The sequence below is a fragment of the Nocardia wallacei genome (assembly GCF_014466955.1).
Taxonomy (GTDB): Bacteria; Actinomycetota; Actinomycetes; order Mycobacteriales; family Mycobacteriaceae; genus Nocardia; species Nocardia wallacei.
Window position 1 is genome coordinate 2,100,336 of record NZ_AP023396.1, and the last position, 18,425, is coordinate 2,118,760.

At 70.0% G+C, this 18,425-nt stretch carries 19 protein-coding genes; 10 read left to right on the plus strand and 9 right to left on the minus strand.

Annotation, left to right across the window (positions count from 1 at the left end):
• The first annotated feature begins 126 nt into the window (after positions 1 to 126).
• The 6 genes from NWFMUON74_RS09465 (at position 127) to NWFMUON74_RS09490 (ending at position 6,038) form a co-directional block, all read left to right on the plus strand.
• A complete protein-coding gene (locus tag NWFMUON74_RS09465) occupies positions 127 to 885 on the plus strand; it encodes a peptidyl-tRNA hydrolase (RefSeq protein ID WP_187687455.1) in 759 nt (252 codons plus the stop codon).
• 118 nt (positions 886 to 1,003) lie between these two features.
• Positions 1,004 to 1,843, plus strand: a complete 840-nt coding sequence (locus NWFMUON74_RS09470) for an ABC transporter ATP-binding protein (protein WP_187689040.1) — start codon at positions 1,004 to 1,006, stop codon at positions 1,841 to 1,843.
• A gap of 146 nt (positions 1,844 to 1,989) precedes the next feature.
• Entirely contained in the window at positions 1,990 to 2,763 is a 774-nt protein-coding gene (locus NWFMUON74_RS09475; RefSeq protein WP_232111136.1) for an NUDIX hydrolase, read from the plus strand.
• A 54-nt stretch (positions 2,764 to 2,817) separates the two neighbouring features.
• The gene (locus NWFMUON74_RS09480) at positions 2,818 to 3,582 is read left to right on the plus strand and encodes an enoyl-CoA hydratase-related protein (RefSeq protein WP_187687457.1); all 765 of its coding nucleotides are present in this window, start codon (positions 2,818 to 2,820) and stop codon (positions 3,580 to 3,582) included.
• Between the two features lie 37 nt (positions 3,583 to 3,619).
• Positions 3,620 to 4,597, plus strand: a complete 978-nt coding sequence (locus NWFMUON74_RS09485) for a class I SAM-dependent methyltransferase (RefSeq protein WP_187687458.1) — start codon at positions 3,620 to 3,622, stop codon at positions 4,595 to 4,597.
• 202 nt (positions 4,598 to 4,799) lie between these two features.
• Positions 4,800 to 6,038, plus strand: coding sequence for a THUMP-like domain-containing protein (locus tag NWFMUON74_RS09490; protein ID WP_187687459.1), 1,239 nt, complete (start codon positions 4,800 to 4,802; stop codon positions 6,036 to 6,038).
• Between the two features lie 64 nt (positions 6,039 to 6,102).
• Here the strand turns inward: NWFMUON74_RS09490 and NWFMUON74_RS09495 are convergent, their stop codons facing one another.
• Complete coding sequence (locus NWFMUON74_RS09495) at positions 6,103 to 7,500, minus strand: outer membrane protein assembly factor BamB family protein (protein ID WP_232110931.1); 1,398 nt, start codon at positions 7,498 to 7,500, stop codon at positions 6,103 to 6,105.
• Between the two features lie 159 nt (positions 7,501 to 7,659).
• Here NWFMUON74_RS09495 and NWFMUON74_RS09500 point away from each other — a divergent pair, with 159 nt between their 5' ends.
• Positions 7,660 to 8,415 (plus strand): acyltransferase, encoded by a 756-nt coding sequence (locus tag NWFMUON74_RS09500; RefSeq protein WP_187687461.1) that lies wholly within the window; start codon positions 7,660 to 7,662, stop codon positions 8,413 to 8,415.
• A gap of 41 nt (positions 8,416 to 8,456) precedes the next feature.
• A complete protein-coding gene (locus NWFMUON74_RS09505; RefSeq protein WP_187687462.1) occupies positions 8,457 to 8,996 on the plus strand; it encodes a DUF1697 domain-containing protein in 540 nt (179 codons plus the stop codon).
• A 27-nt stretch (positions 8,997 to 9,023) separates the two neighbouring features.
• Here NWFMUON74_RS09505 and NWFMUON74_RS09510 read toward each other — a convergent pair whose 3' ends face one another.
• A complete protein-coding gene (locus NWFMUON74_RS09510; protein ID WP_187687463.1) occupies positions 9,024 to 10,319 on the minus strand; it encodes an NAD(P)/FAD-dependent oxidoreductase in 1,296 nt (431 codons plus the stop codon).
• A 111-nt stretch (positions 10,320 to 10,430) separates the two neighbouring features.
• On the opposite strand from NWFMUON74_RS09510, the gene NWFMUON74_RS09515 reads away from it, so the two are divergent.
• Entirely contained in the window at positions 10,431 to 11,288 is an 858-nt protein-coding gene (locus NWFMUON74_RS09515) for a LysR family transcriptional regulator (protein ID WP_187687464.1), read from the plus strand.
• Between the two features lie 3 nt (positions 11,289 to 11,291).
• Here the strand turns inward: NWFMUON74_RS09515 and NWFMUON74_RS09520 are convergent, their stop codons facing one another.
• From NWFMUON74_RS09520 to NWFMUON74_RS09545, 6 genes are all read right to left on the minus strand, one after another.
• A complete protein-coding gene (locus tag NWFMUON74_RS09520) occupies positions 11,292 to 12,503 on the minus strand; it encodes a cytochrome P450 (protein ID WP_232110932.1) in 1,212 nt (403 codons plus the stop codon).
• A 32-nt stretch (positions 12,504 to 12,535) separates the two neighbouring features.
• The gene (locus tag NWFMUON74_RS09525; RefSeq protein ID WP_187687466.1) at positions 12,536 to 13,162 is read right to left on the minus strand and encodes a GTP-binding protein; all 627 of its coding nucleotides are present in this window, start codon (positions 13,160 to 13,162) and stop codon (positions 12,536 to 12,538) included.
• Positions 13,137 to 13,487, minus strand: a complete 351-nt coding sequence (locus tag NWFMUON74_RS09530; protein WP_187687467.1) for a DUF742 domain-containing protein — start codon at positions 13,485 to 13,487, stop codon at positions 13,137 to 13,139. The genes NWFMUON74_RS09525 and NWFMUON74_RS09530 overlap by 26 nt, the downstream gene beginning before the upstream one ends.
• A gap of 86 nt (positions 13,488 to 13,573) precedes the next feature.
• Positions 13,574 to 13,981: a roadblock/LC7 domain-containing protein gene (locus NWFMUON74_RS09535; protein WP_187687468.1), complete on the minus strand. Its 408-nt coding sequence runs from the start codon at positions 13,979 to 13,981 to the stop codon at positions 13,574 to 13,576.
• A complete protein-coding gene (locus NWFMUON74_RS09540) occupies positions 13,981 to 15,546 on the minus strand; it encodes an ATP-binding protein (RefSeq protein WP_425300683.1) in 1,566 nt (521 codons plus the stop codon). The genes NWFMUON74_RS09535 and NWFMUON74_RS09540 overlap by 1 nt, the downstream gene beginning before the upstream one ends.
• 387 nt (positions 15,547 to 15,933) lie before the next feature.
• Positions 15,934 to 16,881, minus strand: a complete 948-nt coding sequence (locus tag NWFMUON74_RS09545; protein ID WP_187687470.1) for an aminoglycoside phosphotransferase family protein — start codon at positions 16,879 to 16,881, stop codon at positions 15,934 to 15,936.
• Between the two features lie 130 nt (positions 16,882 to 17,011).
• Between NWFMUON74_RS09545 and NWFMUON74_RS09550 the strand changes: the two genes are divergently transcribed.
• Entirely contained in the window at positions 17,012 to 17,404 is a 393-nt protein-coding gene (locus NWFMUON74_RS09550) for a DUF1707 domain-containing protein (RefSeq protein ID WP_187687471.1), read from the plus strand.
• A gap of 59 nt (positions 17,405 to 17,463) precedes the next feature.
• On the opposite strand, the gene NWFMUON74_RS09555 is transcribed toward NWFMUON74_RS09550, so the two are convergent.
• Positions 17,464 to 18,423 carry an electron transfer flavoprotein subunit alpha/FixB family protein gene (locus NWFMUON74_RS09555; protein WP_187687472.1) on the minus strand — a complete coding sequence of 320 codons (960 nt, stop codon included), beginning with the start codon at positions 18,421 to 18,423 and terminating at the stop codon, positions 17,464 to 17,466.
• Positions 18,424 to 18,425: the final 2 nt, after the last annotated feature.

The following is an 18,425-nucleotide window of genomic DNA, read 5'->3' on the forward strand; positions in this document are numbered from 1 at the left end:
TCGTGGCGGGCACGCTCGCTGTAGTTGCGGGTCGTTCGCCGCGCGGCGATAGGCTGACAAGCGGTTGTTCGCGTGATCGGAGTGAGGGTTGGGTATGGGGGCTGTGGGCGTACGGGGAACTCGAGGATGACCGATTCGATCGATGCCGTGACGCGCGGGCTGGACGCGGGATTCCTCGCGCGGCACGCGGAATTGGCGCAGGGTTACGGCGGCGGCGACCCGGACGACCCCGCCATGGTCCAGGCGATGCAGATGGTGCTGCACGTCCCCAAGGTCGGCCCACCGGCGCGCAGCTCCCTGCTCGCCGCCGCCGCCACGGCGGTGGTGCGGCTGTGCCTGGATCCGCGGGTGGGCCCGGACGGGGAATGGTCGGACCGATACCTGGCCTGGAAGCGTTCCCGCATCCGCAAGGTGGCACGGCGGGCCCGGGGCGCCCAGTGGCTGGCGGCGGGCGAGGTCGACGGCGTGACAGTCGACATCGGCGGGGCACAGGCGCGCGCCCTGGTGCCCGGTCCGGTCGGTGCCGTCGACCCGCGCATCCGGAAACTCCAGATCGGCGGCACCGACCTCGAGCCCGACGAACCCGGCCCGCCCGCTCCGGAACTCCCGGTGCTCTGGGTGAACTCGGAGCTGGGCATGACCGTGGGCAAGGCCGCCGCACAGGTCGGGCACGCGAGCATGCTGCTGGCCGGGGCGCTGCCGGTGGAGCGGGCGTACGCGTGGTCACTGCGCGGCTTCGAATGCTCGGTCCGCGACGCGGACCCGCGGCAGTGGTCGGCGTTGTGCGACCGGGTCCGCCGCGGTGCGGCGACCGCGGTCCGCGACGCCGGTTTCACCGAGGTCGCGCCTGGTTCGACGACGGTGATCGCCGTTCCGCCCGGGTAGGAGTCCCGAATCACACCCGTCGCGACGACGATTCGGCACGCGCCCGGCCGCCCGGCCGACTATGACACTTACCGTGCAAACCGACCACGTTGGGCGCGGTTCGAAGGCGTGGGCCAAGATGGAGCCCGTGCCGCAACCGGATCCCGATCTGCTCATCGACTTCAACGAGGTGACTGTCCGGCGCTCGGGTCACACCCTGGTGGGTCCCGTCAGCTGGCAGGTGGAACTAGACGAACGCTGGGTCGTGCTCGGCCCCAACGGCGCCGGCAAGACCTCACTGCTGCGAATGGCGGCCGCCGAGGTGCATCCGACGTCGGGCACGGCCACTCTGCTCGGCGAGGTGATCGGCCGGACCGACCTCACCGAGCTGCGCCCGCGCATCGGGATGTCCTCCGCGGCCGTCGCCAGCCGGGTCCCGCTGGACGAGAAGGTCTGTGACCTGGTCGTTTCCGCCGGGTACGCCGTGATCGGGCGCTGGCGCGAGGAATACGCCGACATCGACACCGACCGCGCCATCGACATGCTGGAAAGCCTGGGCGCCGAACATCTTTCCGATCGCGCCTACGGCACCCTGTCGGAGGGCGAGCGCAAACGCGTGCTGATCGCGCGCGCCCTGATGACCGATCCGGAACTGCTGCTGCTCGACGAACCGGCCGCGGGCCTCGACCTGGGTGGCCGCGAGGAACTGGTCGAGAAGCTCGGCGATCTCGCGGCCGACCCCGACGCCCCGGCGACGGTGCTCGTCACCCATCACGTCGAGGAGATCCCGCCGGGCTTCACCCACGCGCTGCTGCTGAACGAGGGCAGCGTGGTGGCGCAGGGACTGCTCGAGGAGGTGGTGACCGCGGAGAACCTCAGCGAGGCGTTCCGCCAGTCGATCACCCTCGATCGCATCGACGGCCGGTACTTCGCTCGCCGCTCGCACCGCTTCGGCCGCCACCGTCACCGCCGCGGCTGACGGGGCGGCGGCGCGTACCGGCACGTTTGTACGGTGCATACCTGTCGGCGGTCGGCGCCCGAGCAGACGTTAGGGTGCGAGATGTGAGCGAGACTGTTGCCGAGCCCGATTCGACGCCGCCGCGGGCCAGGGACGCCTCCACGGTGATGCTGGTGCGCGACGGCGCGTCCGGCCCCGAGGTGTTCATGCAGCGACGGGTGCAGGCGATGGCGTTCGCCGCGGGCATGACGGTCTTTCCCGGCGGCGGCGTCGACCCCTCCGACGCCCAGGCCGAAATCGCCTGGGCCGGGCCCGATCCGGTGTGGTGGGGCCGGCGGTTCGGCACCGACGCGGCCCGGGCCCAGGCACTGGTGTGCGCGGCGGTCCGCGAGACGTTCGAGGAGTGCGGGGTGCTGCTGGCCGGGCCGACCGCCGACACCGTCGTCTCCGACACCGCCGTCCACCGCGAGGCGCGCGGGCGGCTGGAACGCCGGGACCTGTCGCTGGGGACCTTCCTCGCCGAGGCGAACCTGGTGCTGCGCGCGGATCTGCTGCGCCCCTGGGCCAACTGGATCACGCCGGTCGTCGAGGAACGCCGCTACGACACCCGGTTCTTCGTCGCGGTGCTGCCCACCGGCCAGCGGGCCGACGGTGCGACGTCGGAGGCGCACGAGGTCGCCTGGCGCACACCCGCCGAATCCCTGCGGCGCTGGCGCGCGGGCGACGACGTGCTGCTCCCCCCGACCTGGTCACAGCTGGTGGCACTCGGCGAATTCGGCTCCACCGCGGACATTCTCGCCGCCGACCCGATCATCGAGCCGATCCAGCCCGTGCTGGGCACGCTCGACGGCAGACCGAGACTGCAATTCCCCGACAACGACCGCTATTTCGCCGACCTGCCCGACCCCTCCCGCCTGCAAGGCTCGAAGCGTCCGAGCTGAGGCGTCGCCCACCGCCTCCGGAGCGGGCGTCGTTGCCCAGTAGGCTCCAGCCCCGTGGCCGAATACGTGACCGTGGACCGTGCCGAGGCGGGGATTGCCGTGCTGCGCTTCGCGCGGCCGCCGATGAACCTGATCGACGTGCAGTCGGCGCTGGAGCTGGCCGAGGCCGCCGATCGGATCGCGGGGGACGCCGAGGTGCGCGCGGTGCTCGTCTACGGAGACGAGCGCGTTTTCAGCGCGGGCGACGAACTCGCGGAACTGGCCCGGCTGTCCGCGGAGCAGGCTCGCGCGGTGGTCGGTGACCTGCAGCGGGCCCTCGGCTGCCTGGCCCGCCTGCCGCAGCCGACGGTCGCCGCGATCAGCGGGTACGCGCTCGGCGCCGGGCTGGAACTGGCCCTGGGCGCCGATCGCCGGATCATCGGCGACAACGTCAAGCTCGGCCTGCCACAGATTCACGCGGGCCTGATCCCCGTCGCCGGGATCCGGCGGCTGAGCCTGCTGATCGGACCGGCTCGCGCCAAGGACCTGGTGTACACCGGCCGTTTCGTCGAGGCCGAGGAGGCGGCGGCGCTCGGCTTGGCCGACGAGGTCGTCGCCCCCGACGACGTGTACACCGCCGCCCTGCGCTGGGCGCGCCGGTTCACCGCCGGCCCGGCCCGCGCGCTCGCCGCCGCCAAGCGGGTCTTCGAGGCCGGTACGCACGGCCACGATCGGGCTCGCGCCGAATGGTCGGAGCTGTTCGACACCGAGGACCGCAGCATAGGAACACGTTCCTATTCGGCGTCGGGTCCGGGTTCCGCCGAATTCGTGGGCCGCTGATCTCGGCCCGCTGATCGCTCGAGTACGCTAGCGGACCATGACCGCACGTCCTGACGACCCCGCGCCGAACCCGCACGCCACCGAGGCGGAGGTCCAGGCGGCGCTTGCCGACAACAAGCTGGCCCAGGTGCTTTACCACGACTGGGAAGCGGAGACCTACGACGACAAGTGGTCGATCTCCTACGACGAGCGTTGCATCGAGTACGCCCGGGGCCGTTTCGACGCCGTCGCGCCGAATGCGCCGCTGCCGTACGAACGGGCTCTGGAACTCGGCTGCGGTACCGGCTTCTTCCTGCTGAACCTGATGCAGGCCGGGGTCGCGAAACGCGGCTCGGTCACCGACCTGTCCCCGGGCATGGTCAAGGTGGCGCTGCGCAATGCCGAGCACCTCGGCCTGGAGGTGGACGGCCGGGTCGCCGACGCGGAGACCATCCCGTACGAGGACGACACCTTCGACCTCGTCGTCGGGCACGCCGTGCTGCACCACATTCCCGACGTGGAACTGGCTCTGAAGGAATGCCTGCGGGTGCTCAAGCCGGGCGGGCGGTTCGTCTTCGCGGGCGAGCCGACCACGGTGGGCAACCTGTACGCCCGCAAGCTGGGTCAGGTCACCTGGAAGGTCACCACCGAGGTCACCAAGCTGCCGTTCCTGCGGGAGTGGCGGCGTCCGCAGGAGGAACTCGACGAGTCCTCGCGCGCGGCCGCGCTGGAGGCCGTGGTCGACCTGCACACCTTCGATCCGTCCCAGCTGGAGGGCATCGCCCGCGCGGCCGGCGCGACCCAGGTGCACGCCGAGACCGAGGAGTTCGCCGCCGCCCTGTGGGGCTGGCCCGTGCGCACCTTCGAGGCCGCCGTCCCCGCCGAGAAGCTCAGCTGGCGCTACCGCCTCGCCCAGTACCGCGCCTGGCTGGGCCTGAGCTGGGTGGACGAGCGCGTCCTCAAGCACATCGTCCCCCGCCGCTTCTTCTACAACGCCATGATCACCGGCGTGAAGCCCCTGGCCGCCGGAAAGTAGTGCGCCCCAGCCTTATTCGCACGATGGCCGAACCGGCCCGGTCCGTACGCACCCGGGCTGTAGGGCATCGGCGGGTGCCGGTCTCGGCTCGAGCGTGCCGTCGCACGCCCGCGTTACCGCGGATCGGCCGTCCGCTGCCGAGTGACTCGGTGGGCGCTGACATGCTCGGCGCCGGGTCGGTCGTCGGGGAGGGGCGGCGGTAGTGGGCTATCGGTTCTCGGTGGCGGACGTCGCGTATTTGCGTAGTGGCACCGGGGTTTCGGCGTTGGCGGAGGTGGGGCGGCTCGGGTTGACGGCGGGGTCACTGGTGGGGGACTTGGAGCGGGTGCGGCGTGAGCACGGGGAACGGGCGGCGGCGCTGGTGGAGACCGTGCGGCTGCGGCGGCGGGCCGGGGCGAAGCTGGCGCGGCCGGGGGAGTGGCTGTTCACCGACGACGCTCTGCAGCAGGCGACGCCGAGTGCGGTCGCGCGGCATCGGGCCCGGCGGCTGGCGGGCCGGGACGTCCACGACGTGACCTGCTCGATCGGGGCGGAACTGGTTGCGCTGCAAGAAGTCTGCCCGGCGGTGATCGGCAGCGACCTCGACGACGTCCGGCTGGCCATGGCCGCGCACAACCTGTCCGGGGCCGGGAACGTGCTACTGGCCCGCGCCGACGCGCTCGCCCCGTGCACCACCGGCACCGTGGTCGTCGCCGACCCGGCCCGGCGCTCGGACGGCCGCCGTACGCACGACCCCGCCAAGCTGCAGCCCCCGCTTCCGGACCTGATCGACGCCTATCGCGGCCGGGATCTGGTCGTCAAGTGCGCTCCCGGCCTCGATTTCGACGGTTTCGCGCCGCGGGGGATCGGGCATCCACTCCGCGACTCCAGTCCGGCAGCGGGGCGCACAGCCGCCATGACGTGGGCCGGTGAGGTGGAGGTGGTCTCCCTGGACGGCGCGGTCCGGGAGGCCTGTCTGTGGTCGTCGGCCCTCACCGAGCCGGGCGTCACCCGCCGCGCCACGGTCCTCGGTTCCGACGGCTCGTCCTGGTCGCTCACCGACGCCGAACCCGACGACATCCCCGACCGCGCCCCCGGCGAGTGGATCATCGACCCCGACGGCGCGGTGGTGCGGGCCGGACTCGTCCGCCACTACGCGGCGAAACACCGGCTGTGGCAGCTCGATCCCCGTATCGCCTATCTCACCGGCGACAGCGTTCCCACCGGCGTGCGCGGCTTCCGCGTCCTCGACCGCCTCGACTTCCGCGAGAAACCCCTCCGCGCCGAACTGCACCGCCGCGACTGCGGCCCCTTGGAAATCCTCACCCGCGGAGTCGATCTCGACCCGGACGCCCTGCGCGCCCGCCTCAAACCCCGCGGCACCCACCCGCACACCTTGGTGGTCACCCGAATAGGCCGCACCCCGACGGTCTTCCTCTGCGAGACCCCGCCGCCCCGCTGAGTCGGGTTCGGCCCGGTGTTCGACCACCGAGGGGGTGAATGCCGTTGCCGCGCAAGGGGAAGTTCTACTCGTCCGGCTGGAAGGCGAACAGCTCGCCGATGCGGGTGGTCACGACCACATCACCATTGGCGCTCACCGCGGTACCGACGGTCGTGCCCTGGGCGCCGGGCAGACCGATGGAGGCGAGGGTCTTGCCGTCGCTGGTGTCGAAAGTGACCAGGCTCAGCGAGTCACCGAGGGGAGCCACCGCGTAGCCGGTGTTTCCCGCGGTCTGCACCGGGCGGCCACGCAGCCGCAGATCCTTGCGCTCCCAGGCGATCTCGGCACTGTCGCCGTTGTCGCGCAGCGCCAGCAGGTGACCGTCGTCGCCACCGGGGATCAGCAGCCCGTCCTGCGCCGAGACCGCGCCTTGCGGTGCGAAGCCCAGCGGCTGCGTCCATTTCGTGTGCCCGTCGGCGGCGTCGACGGCCAGCAACCGGCCGCTGTTGTCGCCGACGTACACGGTCTCCCCGTCTCCGGACAGCGTCGGGCTGGTGGCACTGCCGTCGGTGAGGATGTCGACGCTCCACTCCTGCCGGATCTGCTTGTCCGCGTAGCGCAGGGCGACCAGCGCCGCGGTGGTCGTGCCCGGCCGTCGCACGGTGAGATAGAAGCGGCCGGAGTTCTGTTCCAGCGCGGACACATTCGCCACCGGGCACTGCGGGCCGCCGGTGGCGCAGTCGCCGACGCCCTGGCCGTCCGGTGGCCGCGGCAGGCCCGGCTGCCGCAGGAAATCGGGCTCACCCAGCGTCTGGAAGGTGGCCGCCGCCAGCTTCCCGGTCTGCCGTTCGACCACGTCGATCTGACCGGACTGCGTCACCGACAGCACCTTGCCGTCGCTGGTGAACTGGACCGATACCGGCACTCCCGCCACCGGGGTGCGCCAGCGCGGCTGCCCGAGCGCGTTGAACGAGAACAGGCCGCCGTTGTCGCCGACGTAGACGTTGTCCAGCCCGTCGACCGCCGCGCCCGCCGCGGCGACATCCGGTCCCATGGCATTACAGAACCGCTTGCGGCCCGTCGGCATCTGCAGCGACACGATCGCGCCCGTGGCGCCCGGAACGCCGACGCAGTCCGTCGCGAGGCGGGTGGTGACATACATCTGCCCACCGGGCCCGATGATGGTCGGCGTCGCGGCGGGCCCACCGAGCGGCCGGGCCCAGCGCGCGACCAGATGCCGCGACCCGGTGACCGGGCTGGCGCCGCTGTTACGCGCGTCGTGATAGGCCACCGGCCAGCCCTTACCCGGGCCGACCTTGATGTCGTCCAAGGTGGTGCTGCCGCACGCGGTCAGCGCGAGTAGGCCGCAGGCGCCCGCCAGCGCGGCCACTCGGCGCGCGGGACGGCGCGACGCCGCGCGGTGATCGGTGACTGTCCCCCGGTCGTGCTCGCTGCGCGGGGATCGCCGGCTGCCGCTTCGCACCTGCTGGACTCCCATCTGCTCGTACGGGCCTGCACGAGACTAGAACATCGGCCCCGCTACCACCGGGCTGGGTGAGCCGAGGGCAGCGGGTGCCGCATCGCGCGGCGAAAGTACCCTGGTACCTCGACGACGACACCGCTGGACGAGGGAGCAGAGTTCGTGACGAGCATGTGGGGCGCACCGTTGCGCTCGCGATGGCGTGGGTCGCGCCGGCGGGACCCCGAGCAGGCGCGTTTCCTGACCATGGCATCGCTGCGCTGGGTGCTCGCCAACCGCGCCTACACCCCCTGGTACCTGGTGCGGTATTACCGCTTGTTCAAATTCCGGCTGACCAACCCGCATATCGTGCTGCGCGGCATGGTCTTCCTGGGCAAGCGGGTGGAGATCCACGCGACGCCGGAGCTGAGCCGCATGGAGATCGGCAAGTGGGTGCACATCGGTGACGGCAACGCCATCCGCTGCCACGAGGGCTCGCTGCGCATCGGCGACAAGGTGGTGTTCGGCAAGGACAACGTCGTCAACACCTACCTCGACATCGAGATCGGTGAATCCACGCTGGTCGCCGACTGGTGCTACATCTGCGACTTCGACCATCGCATGGACGACATCACGCTGCCGATCAAGGACCAGGGCATCGTCAAGAGCCCGGTGCGCATCGGCCCCGACACCTGGATCGCGGCCAAGGTGACCGTGCTGCGCGAGACCCGGGTCGGTCGCGGGTGCGTGCTCGGCGCGCACGCGGTGGTCAAGGGCGACATCCCCGATTACGGCATCGCCGTCGGCGCCCCCGCCCGCGTGGTCAAGAACCGCAAGGAGGCGTGGGAGGCCGGAGCCGCGGAGCGCGCGAAGTACCTGGCGGCGCTGGAGGACATCGAACGCAAGAAGAACGGGGTCGGCGCGTCGCAGGCCGGCTGACACGTTCGAACCTGTCCGAGGGCGCGAGTACCGTCAGGCCCATGCACCGGTACGCCGCCCTGCTACGCGGGATCATGCCCAGCAACCCGAACATGCGCAACGAGAAGTTGCGGGGCGTGTTCGAGGGGCTGGGTTTCGACGCGGTGGGCTCGGTGCTGAGCAGCGGCAACATCGTGTTCGGCAGTGCCGAATCCGACGCTGCCGCACTGGAATCGCGCATCCAGAAGGCGTTGAACGCCGAGTTGGGCATCGGCGGCGGCACCATCCTCCGCAGCCGCGAGGAACTGCGCGCACTGGTCGACTCCGACCCCTTCCCGGGGCTGACCCATGGGCGCGGCACCTACCTCACGGTGACATTCCTGAAGGACCGCACGGCGGCCGCCCCGGACGCGCTCCCGGCGGAACTCGCTGCCGCGGTACGCATCGTGGGGTACGACGAGGCGGCCGCGGCCGTGCTCGCCGTCATCGACAACACGGCGAGCACCACGCCCAACCACATGGCGTGGCTGGAATCCGTGTACGGCAAGGACATCACCACCCGCACCTGGCTGACGGTGCGCAAGGTGCTGGCGAAGCTGTAGGCCCCGCCACAACCTCGGGCGTGATGGTTACGCCGCGCGGCGCTCCGAATCCGAGCGCGGCGCGGCGGTGGGCTTCTCGGTCTCGGCGAAGCCCGGGCGGCCGGTACCGATGAAGGCCACCAGCCACGACACCACCGCGACGAACCGGTTGCGGAAGCCGACCAGGTAGAACAGGTGCACCGCGAGCCAGGCCATCCACGCGATGAAACCGGTGAACTTCACCTTGTCGTTGAGCTTGGTGACCGCGCTGAACCGGCTGATCACCGCCATGGAACCCTTGTCCCAGTAGACGAAAGGAGTGCCCGGTTGCTTCTTGCGGCGAATGATGTCGGCGACGTGCCGGCCCTCCTGCATCGCCGTCGGCGACTGCCCGGGGTAGCCGTTGAGCGAGGTCATGTCGCCGATGGCGTAGATATCGGCGTGCCCGCCGACGGTGCAGTCGGGGTTGATCAGCAGCCGCCCGGCGCGATCGGTCTCGCAGCCGGTGGCCTCGGCCAGCAGCCGCGCGAATCCGCCGGCCTGCACACCCGCCGACCACACCACCGTCTCCGCGCCGATGCCGCGTTCGACACCGTCCTTCGTCTTGACCGTCACCTTGCCGGCCTCGATGTCGGTGACGAATGTGTCCAGCAGCACCTCGACACCGTTGCGCGCCAACGACTCCCGCGCGTACTCCGACAGGCTGCCCCCGAACGGCGGCAAGACCGCCGGCGCGCCCTCCACCAGCGACACCGAGATCTCCTGGTGGTAATGCCGCTTGGCGAGCTCCTTGAGCTGCCCGGCGACCTCCACGCCGGTGGGCCCCGCGCCGACCACCACGAAGCTCAGCAGCCGCTCCCGCGAATCGGGGTCGGCCGTCGCCGCCTCGGTGAACACCCGCTCGATCTGCGCGCGCAACCGCTTGGCGTCGTCGATGGTCTTGAGCGAGAACGTCTTCCGGGCGAAATCGTCACGCCCGAAGTAGGACTGGTTGGCGCCCGTCGCGGCGATCAGCGAGCCGTAGCGGATCCGGCGCGGGCCGTCCGCCGTCTCGTAGGTGAGCACCGCGTCCTCGGCGTCGATGTCGACGACCTTGCCGAGCCGCACATCGGCGCCCTTGTGCCGGTGCAGGATTCCCGCGATCGGCGGCGCGATGTCCGTGCTGGGCAGCACACCGGTCGCTACTTGGTAGAGCAGCGGCTGAAACAGGTGCTCGGGCGTGCTCGAGATGAGTACGTAGTTGACCCCCGACTTGCTCAGCTGCTTCGCGGCGGCGAGTCCGCCGAAGCCCGAGCCGACGATGACGACCTCAGCGGTTTCGATTCCCGCATCCACGTGTTGCATGACAGCCTCCTTCTGTCATTACTAACCGTGATTCGGAATCCAGATGTTCCGAGGGTCAGGGCGCATAATTTAGATGAATCTTATCTGGATCGGTCATGAATGGAGATCTTGATGGAACTGCGGCAGCTGTCCTACTTCGTCGCTGTCTGCGAGGAACTCAGCTTCAGCCGAGCCGCGCAGCGGTGCTTCATATCGCAATCAGCTATCAGTCACCAGATCGCCCGGCTCGAACATGATCTTGGTGTACAGCTCTTCGAGCGCTCCACGCGGTCGGTCGTTCCGACCGACGCAACGACGCGGCTACTTCCCCTTGCGAAACAAATGCTGAGCCTGGAATCGGCCATTCGCGCAGCTGTGCGGTCGTCTGGGCCGCGAATTCGCTTGGCCGCCAACATGTCCTTCGCAACAAGATCGCTCTCGGCCATCGCGGGTGCGCGCGAGGCGCATCCGGGTGCGGAGATCGAGTTCGTGATCAAGCCGTTCCGGCAGCGCATCGCCGCGGTGGCGGACGGCGACTGTGATCTCGCTCTCATCCGTGGCCGGGTGGATCAGCCGGGTCTGACGGTCGAGAAACTCTGGGTGGAGGACCTCGTGATCGCCGTGTCGACGGCCCATCCGCTGGCCGGTCGCGACGATGTGACGCTCACGGAATTGGGGAACTATCCGCTGCTCCTGCCCCCGGAGCAAGAACAGGTGCTGTTGCACAACGTGGTTCGGCGCGCGTTCGCGGACCTGCCCGCCCCGCCGACCTACGGCCCGCCGATCCCGCCCGACCACACCGCCACCATGGAACTGATCAACCGCCCCGACGCGTGGACGATCCTCTACGCCGATACCCCCGCCGAGGGCATTGCCGGACTGCGCCTGTCGGGCCGACCGCTGCGCGTGCCGGTCTCGGCGGTACTGCGCAGCGACCTGCGCCCGTCACCGATCCTCACCACGCTGCTGGCGGCATTGCACAGCGCCTGACGACTACACGCGCAGCGGCGGCGATTTCGGGAAGGTGACCGGCAGCGCCGTCAGCGCGCGATGGAACGGCCCGGGTCGCCAGGTCAATTCGTCGCCGGGCACGGCCAGCTGCAACTCCGGCAACGCGTCGAGCAGCTGATCGATGGCGTCCTGCGCGACCAGATAGGCCACCGACCGGGCCGGGCACGAGTGCGGGCCGACGCTCCACGCCAGATGCGAACGGTTGTCGGTGAATTCACGCACCCCGACGGCCGGGTCGTTGTTGGCCCCCGACATGCTGATGATCACCGGATGATTCGCGGGCAGCCAGACGTCGTCGATCAGCACCGGCTGCCGCGGGTAGGTGACGCAGTAATTGGCCATCGGCGGGTCGGTGAACAGCACCTCGTCCAGCGCGTCCCGCGTCGACAGGCTGCCGCCCAGCAGGTTTCCGGCGAAGCGGTCGTCGGTCATCATCAGCAGCAGCGTGTTGACGATGAGGTTCTGCTGGGGTTCGATGCCCGCGCCGTAGAGGGTGACCAGCTGGTGGATCATCTCCGTGTCGTCCAGACCGACCGGATGCGCCAGCAGTCGCGAGATGATGTCGTCGCCGGGGTGGGCCCGCTTGAGCGCGACCAGCTCGACCAGCGCCTGGGTGAGCATCTCGTTACCGCGCTCGGCCTCGACGACCTCGAACATCATCGCCATACCCTGCGCCACCCGCTGCCCGATCTCGGCGGGGCAGCCCAGCATCACATTGAGCACCTCGAACGACAGCGGGAAGGCGTAGTGCTGGATCAGCTCGGCCGAGCCGGTCTCGCAGAACGTGTTGATCAACCGGGACGCGATGCGCTCGACGGTGGCGTGCATCGCGTGCAGATCCACCCCGTCGATCGCGGCGACGTTGGCCTGGCGGTACCGCTCGTGTTCGACGCCCGCGCTGCGCAGCGCGTTCGGCCGCCACTCCAGCATCGGGAGGATGGGGGAGTCGGCGGGCGCGGACTGCTGCCAGGCGCGCGGGTCGGCCGGAAAGTGCTCGGGGTCGTTGAGGATTCGCACCGCCGTCCGATACCCGATGACCAGCGTGGCCGGCACGCCAGGCGCCAGATCGACCGGCACCAGCGACCCGTAGCGCCGCCGCATGTCCCGATAGGCCGCGTGCGGATCGGCGGCGAACTCGGGGACGTGCAACGGAACCCGCGGACCGTCGGTGTCGATCGGTGAGCCGTGGCGCACCGGGCACCCCTGGTTCGGTGCCGGCGGCCGGGTCAACCCTGCGACTCCAGCCGCTGGAACAGGAACTCGACGAGCGTGATGAGCGATCGCAGGCACGGGCCGCGATCGCGCGCGTCCAAGGCCGTCAGCGGGGTATCGGGCTCGAGGTCCAGCGCCTCCCGGATCTCGTGCAGCGGAAAGCGTTGCGCGCCCTCGAACTCGTTGACCGCGACCGAATACGGCACCCCGCGCTCCTCGAGCACCGCGAGCACCTCGTCGGCCTTGTCGATGCGGCGGGTGTCCACGAGGACCAGCGCGCCGAGCGCACCGCGGGACAGCTCCTCCCACAGGGGCAGGAACCGCCGCTGCCCGGGTGTGCCGAAGAGATACAGCGCCAGTTGCGGATTCAGCGTGATGCGGCCGAAGTCCATGGCGACCGTGGTGGTCACCTTGCCCGGCAGGTCGGCCATGTCGTCCACACCGATGCTGGCCTCGGTGATGGTTTCCTCGGTACGCAGCGGCCGGATCTCGGACACGCTGTTGACGAACGTGGTCTTACCGACGCCGAAATTACCCGCCACCAACAGCTTGACCGACCGGGTGACGGTTTCGGGCACGTAGTCGACGGTGCGTTCGGTGAGGGCAGACGGGCGCTCAGACGGCGAGAGCGCGGAGCCCATTGAGTACCTCCTCCAGCAAGGCGAGTTCCGGAACCTGGTCGGCGGGTGCCGGATTGACCAGATGGCCGCTGTCCAACAGATCGGATGCGATGATCTTGACCACCGAGGGCGGAAGATCGAGATAGGCGGCGATCTCGGCGATCGACAGGGCGCCGCGCCGGCTGCACACGCTCATCACCCGCCGCCCGTCGGGGCTCAGCCCCGGCGGCGGGTCCTGCGCCACCACAACCAGGGTGACCAGATCGAGCACCCGGCTCGCGCGCGAGCGTCCACCCGTGCGCACATACGCCCGTACCAGGTCGGGGTCGCGACGATGCCTGCTCATATCACCGCCTCGCTCGCGCTCGGCGTCATCACGAGCAGGCGCCGGGCTGTGCCGTCAGTTCGCTCGCTGCGCGCTCCCATGGCCCGCTACCGCGTGCGCGGCAGGCTGCCGAGTTCGCGGCCCACCCGCGCCGCGAGCTCGTTCATCCGATGCGCGACCAGACTGACGTCCACCTGCGAGGTGGTGGATACGCCGATCAGCGCGCCTTCCCCGGCGGCGGTAATGAAGATCATCCCGTCGTCGTATTCGGTCATGTTCTGCCGCACCGAATTCGCCGCGCCGCAGAATTCACCGAGCGCCTTGCCCAGCGACCGCAGGCCGGAGGCCGCGGCGGCGAATCGTTCGGCGTCGTCGACGGAGATCTCGCCGATCTGCGCGATCCGCAGGCCGTCTTCGGAAAGCAGGACGGCGAAGCGGACGCCGGGAACGTTGAGGTCCTCGAGCATCCAGGCCAGTTTGTTGCCGTCACTGACGGCTGTACCGGGTGTGCCCATCAGGATGTCATCCCTTCGGTGTTTTCGTGCGCGGCAGACGTGCGGCCGCTCTGGGTGCCGCTCTGCCACGCGGCGGCGATATCGGGGCGGGGGAGTTCGGTATCGGTGTCCGGCCCACGCGACAGCGTGGACACCGACACGGTCCGGCGTCGGCGACGCGGCAACCCGCCCGGTGTGATTTCGTGGACGGTCGATATGGATTCGGATTCGTCCTCGGCTTCGTTCGCTGTCACAAACTGATCATCCGTCGCTGCGGCGTGCGCGCCGCTGGTGGTCAGAGGCCGCGGGCCCGATGCGGTGGCCCGGATGTCGTCCGTCCCGCCCGTACGCAATCCCTCCGTTGTCACCGTGTGTGCTCCGCCCGTCATCCGGACGGGGGCCTGGCCGGAATCCGCGGTCTCCCGGTCGAATCCGTGCCGTGCCGAGGGCGAGGTGGCCGGCTCGGGAGCCGCGGAGATCATCGGCGGCGTACCGGCCTCGAGCTCCGGAGTGGTGGATTCGCGCGGGGCCAGCAGCGCCTCGGGGACGTAGACCATGGCCCGCATGCCACCGTAGGTGTTGGGGCCGTCGATGTACACGGTGAACCCGTAGCGGCGGGCCAGGGCGGCGATGCCCGGGAAACCCACCCGCGGAGCGGGTCCGAGCTGGTGGATGTCGACCACGCGCTCGCCGGCGAGCACCTGCCGGGCCTCTTCCATCTGCTCGGCGTTCATGCGCACACCCGCGTCGTCGACGATCACGGTGACGCCGTGGTGACCTTCCTGGAAGGTGACGTCGACGAACGAGGTGGGCGGCGAGTAGCGCAGCGCGTTGTCCAGCAGCGTCGCCAGCGTGTGTACCAGCGGTTCCACCGCGCGGCTGATCACGACGCGGTCGAGCTGGTGCGGCCGCACGCGGGTGAAGTCGCGGACGCGGCCGACGGCGCCACCGACGACGTCGGTGAGCGCCTGCTGCGGCCAGCGGCGACCGGGCAGGCCACCACACACGATCACGTAGGACTGCGCCTGGCGGATCATCTGCTGGACACTGTGGTCGATGCGGGTCAGCGTCTCGTACACATCGTCACCGCGGTGCTCACGTAGCGCGGTGCTCACCACCTGGCTCACGTCGGCGCCGAGGCTGACCACCGAGGTGCCGAAGGCGCGCACCGCGGCGCTTGTCGCCTCGCGGGCGGCGTTCTCGGTATCGGTGCGGGCCTTGGCCTCGGCCCGGGCGGCTGCCTGCTGCGCCTCGTAGTCGGCCTCGCGGCGGGCCCGGTCGCGGGTCTCGGCCTGCATCATGCGGAGATCGCCGATATAGCGCTCGCCGAGTGCGTGCAGCAGCTGCCCCAGGCGGGTCTGCCCGCCGGCGACCGGTATCTCCACCGTCACCTCGGATCGGCGTACCGCATCGGCCACATAGGGCATGGTGCTGGTGGTGAACTGTTCGAGTTCGTCCTCTTGCCCGCGCAGCGCCTGTTCGGCCGTCTCGGCGCGCGAGCGCTGATGTACGGCGTAGTACGCCGCATACAGCGCCGCCGCGACGGCCAATATGAGAACTGCAGCGAGGATCCACGAAATCGTCACGGCGGTAGATTGATTCATCAGGTTCCCTTGTTGCCGGCTGCCCGGCCGCCTCGTCCTTCCTCAACTCGCCGACCACCAGACACCAGGGCCGGATGACTCTCACGTCGGCACCGGCTCGAAGTTGCTTACCGGACAGTAGGTTTCGATTTCGAAATCCTGCCCGAGCGGGCCGTATTCGGCCCCGATGCCCGACGACGGCAAACATTATCAGTTATTCCGAGCAACAGCGACCGATTCGTTATGGACTTCCCGGTCTGCATGGAGTCGGTGCGAAGGTTGCAAATGCCTTGTCCGGTAGCCGATCACGGCAAATCCGCCGCACCGCCAGGCGAGTCGCGGGTCGGCCCGGCGTGAGCGGCCATTCGCTCGGGCACACCCGGCGACGTGTCAACTATCCGCGAGGGCGTGCGCGACGGCCAGGTGCAGCCGCACCATGTCCGGTTCGTCGTCCTCCACCGCGTACGCGACTTCCTCCAGCGCACGCATGAACGCCCAGCCCCGGGCGCGTTCCGGGTCGACCTCGAGGGCGCGGGCGGTGTGCCGCACGACTCGCCGGGCCTGCTCGGTCGTCGGTGCGCACTGCGTTTGGATCATGATCAGGAAGCCGGCGTCGAAGGCGGCCTCGCCCAGGTACGGTTTCGGGTCGATGAGCAACCAGGGTTCCCGCTCGGCGGCCAGGATATTGCCCAGGTGGGTGTCGCGGTTGACGATCAGCAACGGCCCGTCCGGGACGGCGAGCGTCTCGCACCAGGTGGCCGCCCGGTCGAACAGGACACGCGGAATCACCTGCGCGACTTCGGCATTCGGGTGGCCGAACAGAACCGTCCAGTCGGCGACCATGGCGGCCGCTTCGGGCAGGGCGGGGAACTCTTCGCCGATCCCGGTCGGCGGCCGTCGCAGGCGGCGATACAGCCGACCGGCCAGTTCGATCTTGTCGGCGTGCTCGGGACGCCCCTCCAGACTCGGGAAGCCGGGCTGGCGCAGCAGCGGCGTGCCCGGCCGGGCCCACTCCAGCAGCAGCGCTCCGGAGGTGGCATCGAAGTCGTACATCCGTACCGCGCCGTCGCCGCCGTAGCAGCGCAGCCCGGCCGGTTCGCCGACATTCTCCTCGTCGACCACCGGGACCTTCAGCACCGCGACCGACCCGTCCGCACGCCGCACCGGCGCCACGAAGGAATGCGTGCCCCCGCGCAAGGAATCCCCGATCAGCTCCAGACCCCAACCGGCGCAGAGTTTGTCCACCACCGCGGGCAACCGGCGCAACCACTGTTCACCCCGCTCCTCGAAGACGGTGCGAATTGTCGACTCGACCTCGGGCGGCAGCGCGATCGGCATCCGCCCAGCATTCCCGTCGAAGGTCGGGCCGCGCAATCGAATTCTTTCGCCGCCGCATGATCTCCCCGTGATCTGTCGCCGCATACGTGATCGGGCAGCGCCGACGCCGCTGTCGACTTAGGCTGACGGCGTGGGGAACGAGAACTTGCGGGCGTCCGACGCCGATCGCGAGAAGTATGTCGCGCGTCTGCGCCTCGCCATGGACGAGGGCCGGTTGAATCTGCCCGAATTCGACGAGCGGGTGCAGCGGGTATATACCGCCCGGACGTACGGCGAACTGGAGCCGCTGCTGTCCGACCTTCCGGCCCAGCGCATTTCGCCGCACGCCGAGCGGTCGTCCGCGGGCCGGGTGCCGACGTGGGTGCTGATCATGTGGACCCCGTGGGTCTTCGTCAATCTGCTGTGCGTGGTGATCTGGCTGGCCACGGGAATGGGCTACTTCTGGCCGTTCTGGGTCGAGGTCCCGTGGGGCCTGGCCCTCTGCATCCCCACCGCCATCGGCGTCATCACCAACCGCCGCTGAGCAGTGCGGGACACGCGAACGGCCCCGGGGCAGCTGCCCCGGGGCCGTTCGCGAGTGAATCAGCCCTTGTGGGTCTTGACCGCCTCGGTCAGCTGCGGGGCGACGTTGAACAGGTCGCCCACGATGCCGTAGTCGCTGATCTCGAAGATCGGCGCTTCTTCGTCCTTGTTGACGGCGACGATGGTCTTCGAGGTCTGCATGCCGGCCCGGTGCTGGATCGCGCCGGAGATACCCAGGGCGACATACAGCTGCGGCGAGACCGTCTTACCGGTCTGGCCGACCTGGAACTGGCCCGGGTAGTAGCCGGAGTCGACGGCGGCACGCGAGGCGCCGACCGCGGCGCCGAGCGCGTCGGCCAGCGGCTCGACGACCTTGTGGAAGTTGTCCTCACTGCCGACGCCGCGGCCACCGGAGACCACGATGGTGGCCTCGGTGAGTTCCGGCCGGTCGCCGCCCGCGACGGGCTCGCGGGAGGTCACCTTGGTGACGCCCTCTTCCTGCGCGGGGACCTCGACGGTCACCTTCTCGCCGGCGCCGGCCTGCGGGGCGGCCTCGACGGCGCCCGGGCGGACCGAGATCACCGGCACGTCGCCGGTGGCCTTGTAGTCCACGGTGAACGCGCCACCGAAGATGGAGCCGGTGACCGAGCCGTCGGACTTCACGTCGATGACGTCCACCAGCAGGCCGGAGCCGATGCGCGCGGCCAGCCGACCGGACACCTCCTTGCCCTCGGCGGAGGCGGCGACCAGCACCGCGGCGGGGGAGGCGGACTCGACCAGACCGGCCAGCACGTCGACCTTGGGGGTCACCAGGAAGCCCTCGACGTCGTCGGACTCGGCGACGTAGATCTTCTCGGCGCCGGCCGCGGCCAGGGCGTCGGCGAGCTTGTCGGCGGTACCGGCCGCGCCGAGCACGACGGCGGCCGGGCTGCCCAGCGTGCGGGCGGCAGTGAGGAGTTCCGTGGTGACCTTCTTCGGCGCACCCTCCGCGTGCTCGACGAGCACGAGTACTTCTGCCATTT

Bases quoted from the DNA above. Each gene is read 5' to 3' on its own strand.
- NWFMUON74_RS09545 (WP_187687470.1), bottom strand. From the start codon at position 16,881: ATGCCGATCGCGCTGCCGCCCGAGGTCGAGTCGACAATTCGCACCGTC.
- NWFMUON74_RS09485 (WP_187687458.1), top strand. From the start codon at position 3,620: ATGACCGCACGTCCTGACGACCCCGCGCCGAACCCGCACGCCACCGAG.
- NWFMUON74_RS09505 (WP_187687462.1), top strand. From the start codon at position 8,457: ATGCACCGGTACGCCGCCCTGCTACGCGGGATCATGCCCAGCAACCCG.
- NWFMUON74_RS09515 (WP_187687464.1), top strand. From the start codon at position 10,431: ATGGAACTGCGGCAGCTGTCCTACTTCGTCGCTGTCTGCGAGGAACTC.
- NWFMUON74_RS09530 (WP_187687467.1), bottom strand. From the start codon at position 13,487: ATGAGCAGGCATCGTCGCGACCCCGACCTGGTACGGGCGTATGTGCGC.
- NWFMUON74_RS09470 (WP_187689040.1), top strand. From the start codon at position 1,004: ATGGAGCCCGTGCCGCAACCGGATCCCGATCTGCTCATCGACTTCAAC.
- NWFMUON74_RS09555 (WP_187687472.1), bottom strand. From the start codon at position 18,423: ATGGCAGAAGTACTCGTGCTCGTCGAGCACGCGGAGGGTGCGCCGAAG.
- NWFMUON74_RS09510 (WP_187687463.1), bottom strand. From the start codon at position 10,319: ATGCAACACGTGGATGCGGGAATCGAAACCGCTGAGGTCGTCATCGTC.
- NWFMUON74_RS09525 (WP_187687466.1), bottom strand. From the start codon at position 13,162: ATGGGCTCCGCGCTCTCGCCGTCTGAGCGCCCGTCTGCCCTCACCGAA.
- NWFMUON74_RS09465 (WP_187687455.1), top strand. From the start codon at position 127: ATGACCGATTCGATCGATGCCGTGACGCGCGGGCTGGACGCGGGATTC.
- NWFMUON74_RS09475 (WP_232111136.1), top strand. From the start codon at position 1,990: ATGCTGGTGCGCGACGGCGCGTCCGGCCCCGAGGTGTTCATGCAGCGA.
- NWFMUON74_RS09535 (WP_187687468.1), bottom strand. From the start codon at position 13,981: ATGGGCACACCCGGTACAGCCGTCAGTGACGGCAACAAACTGGCCTGG.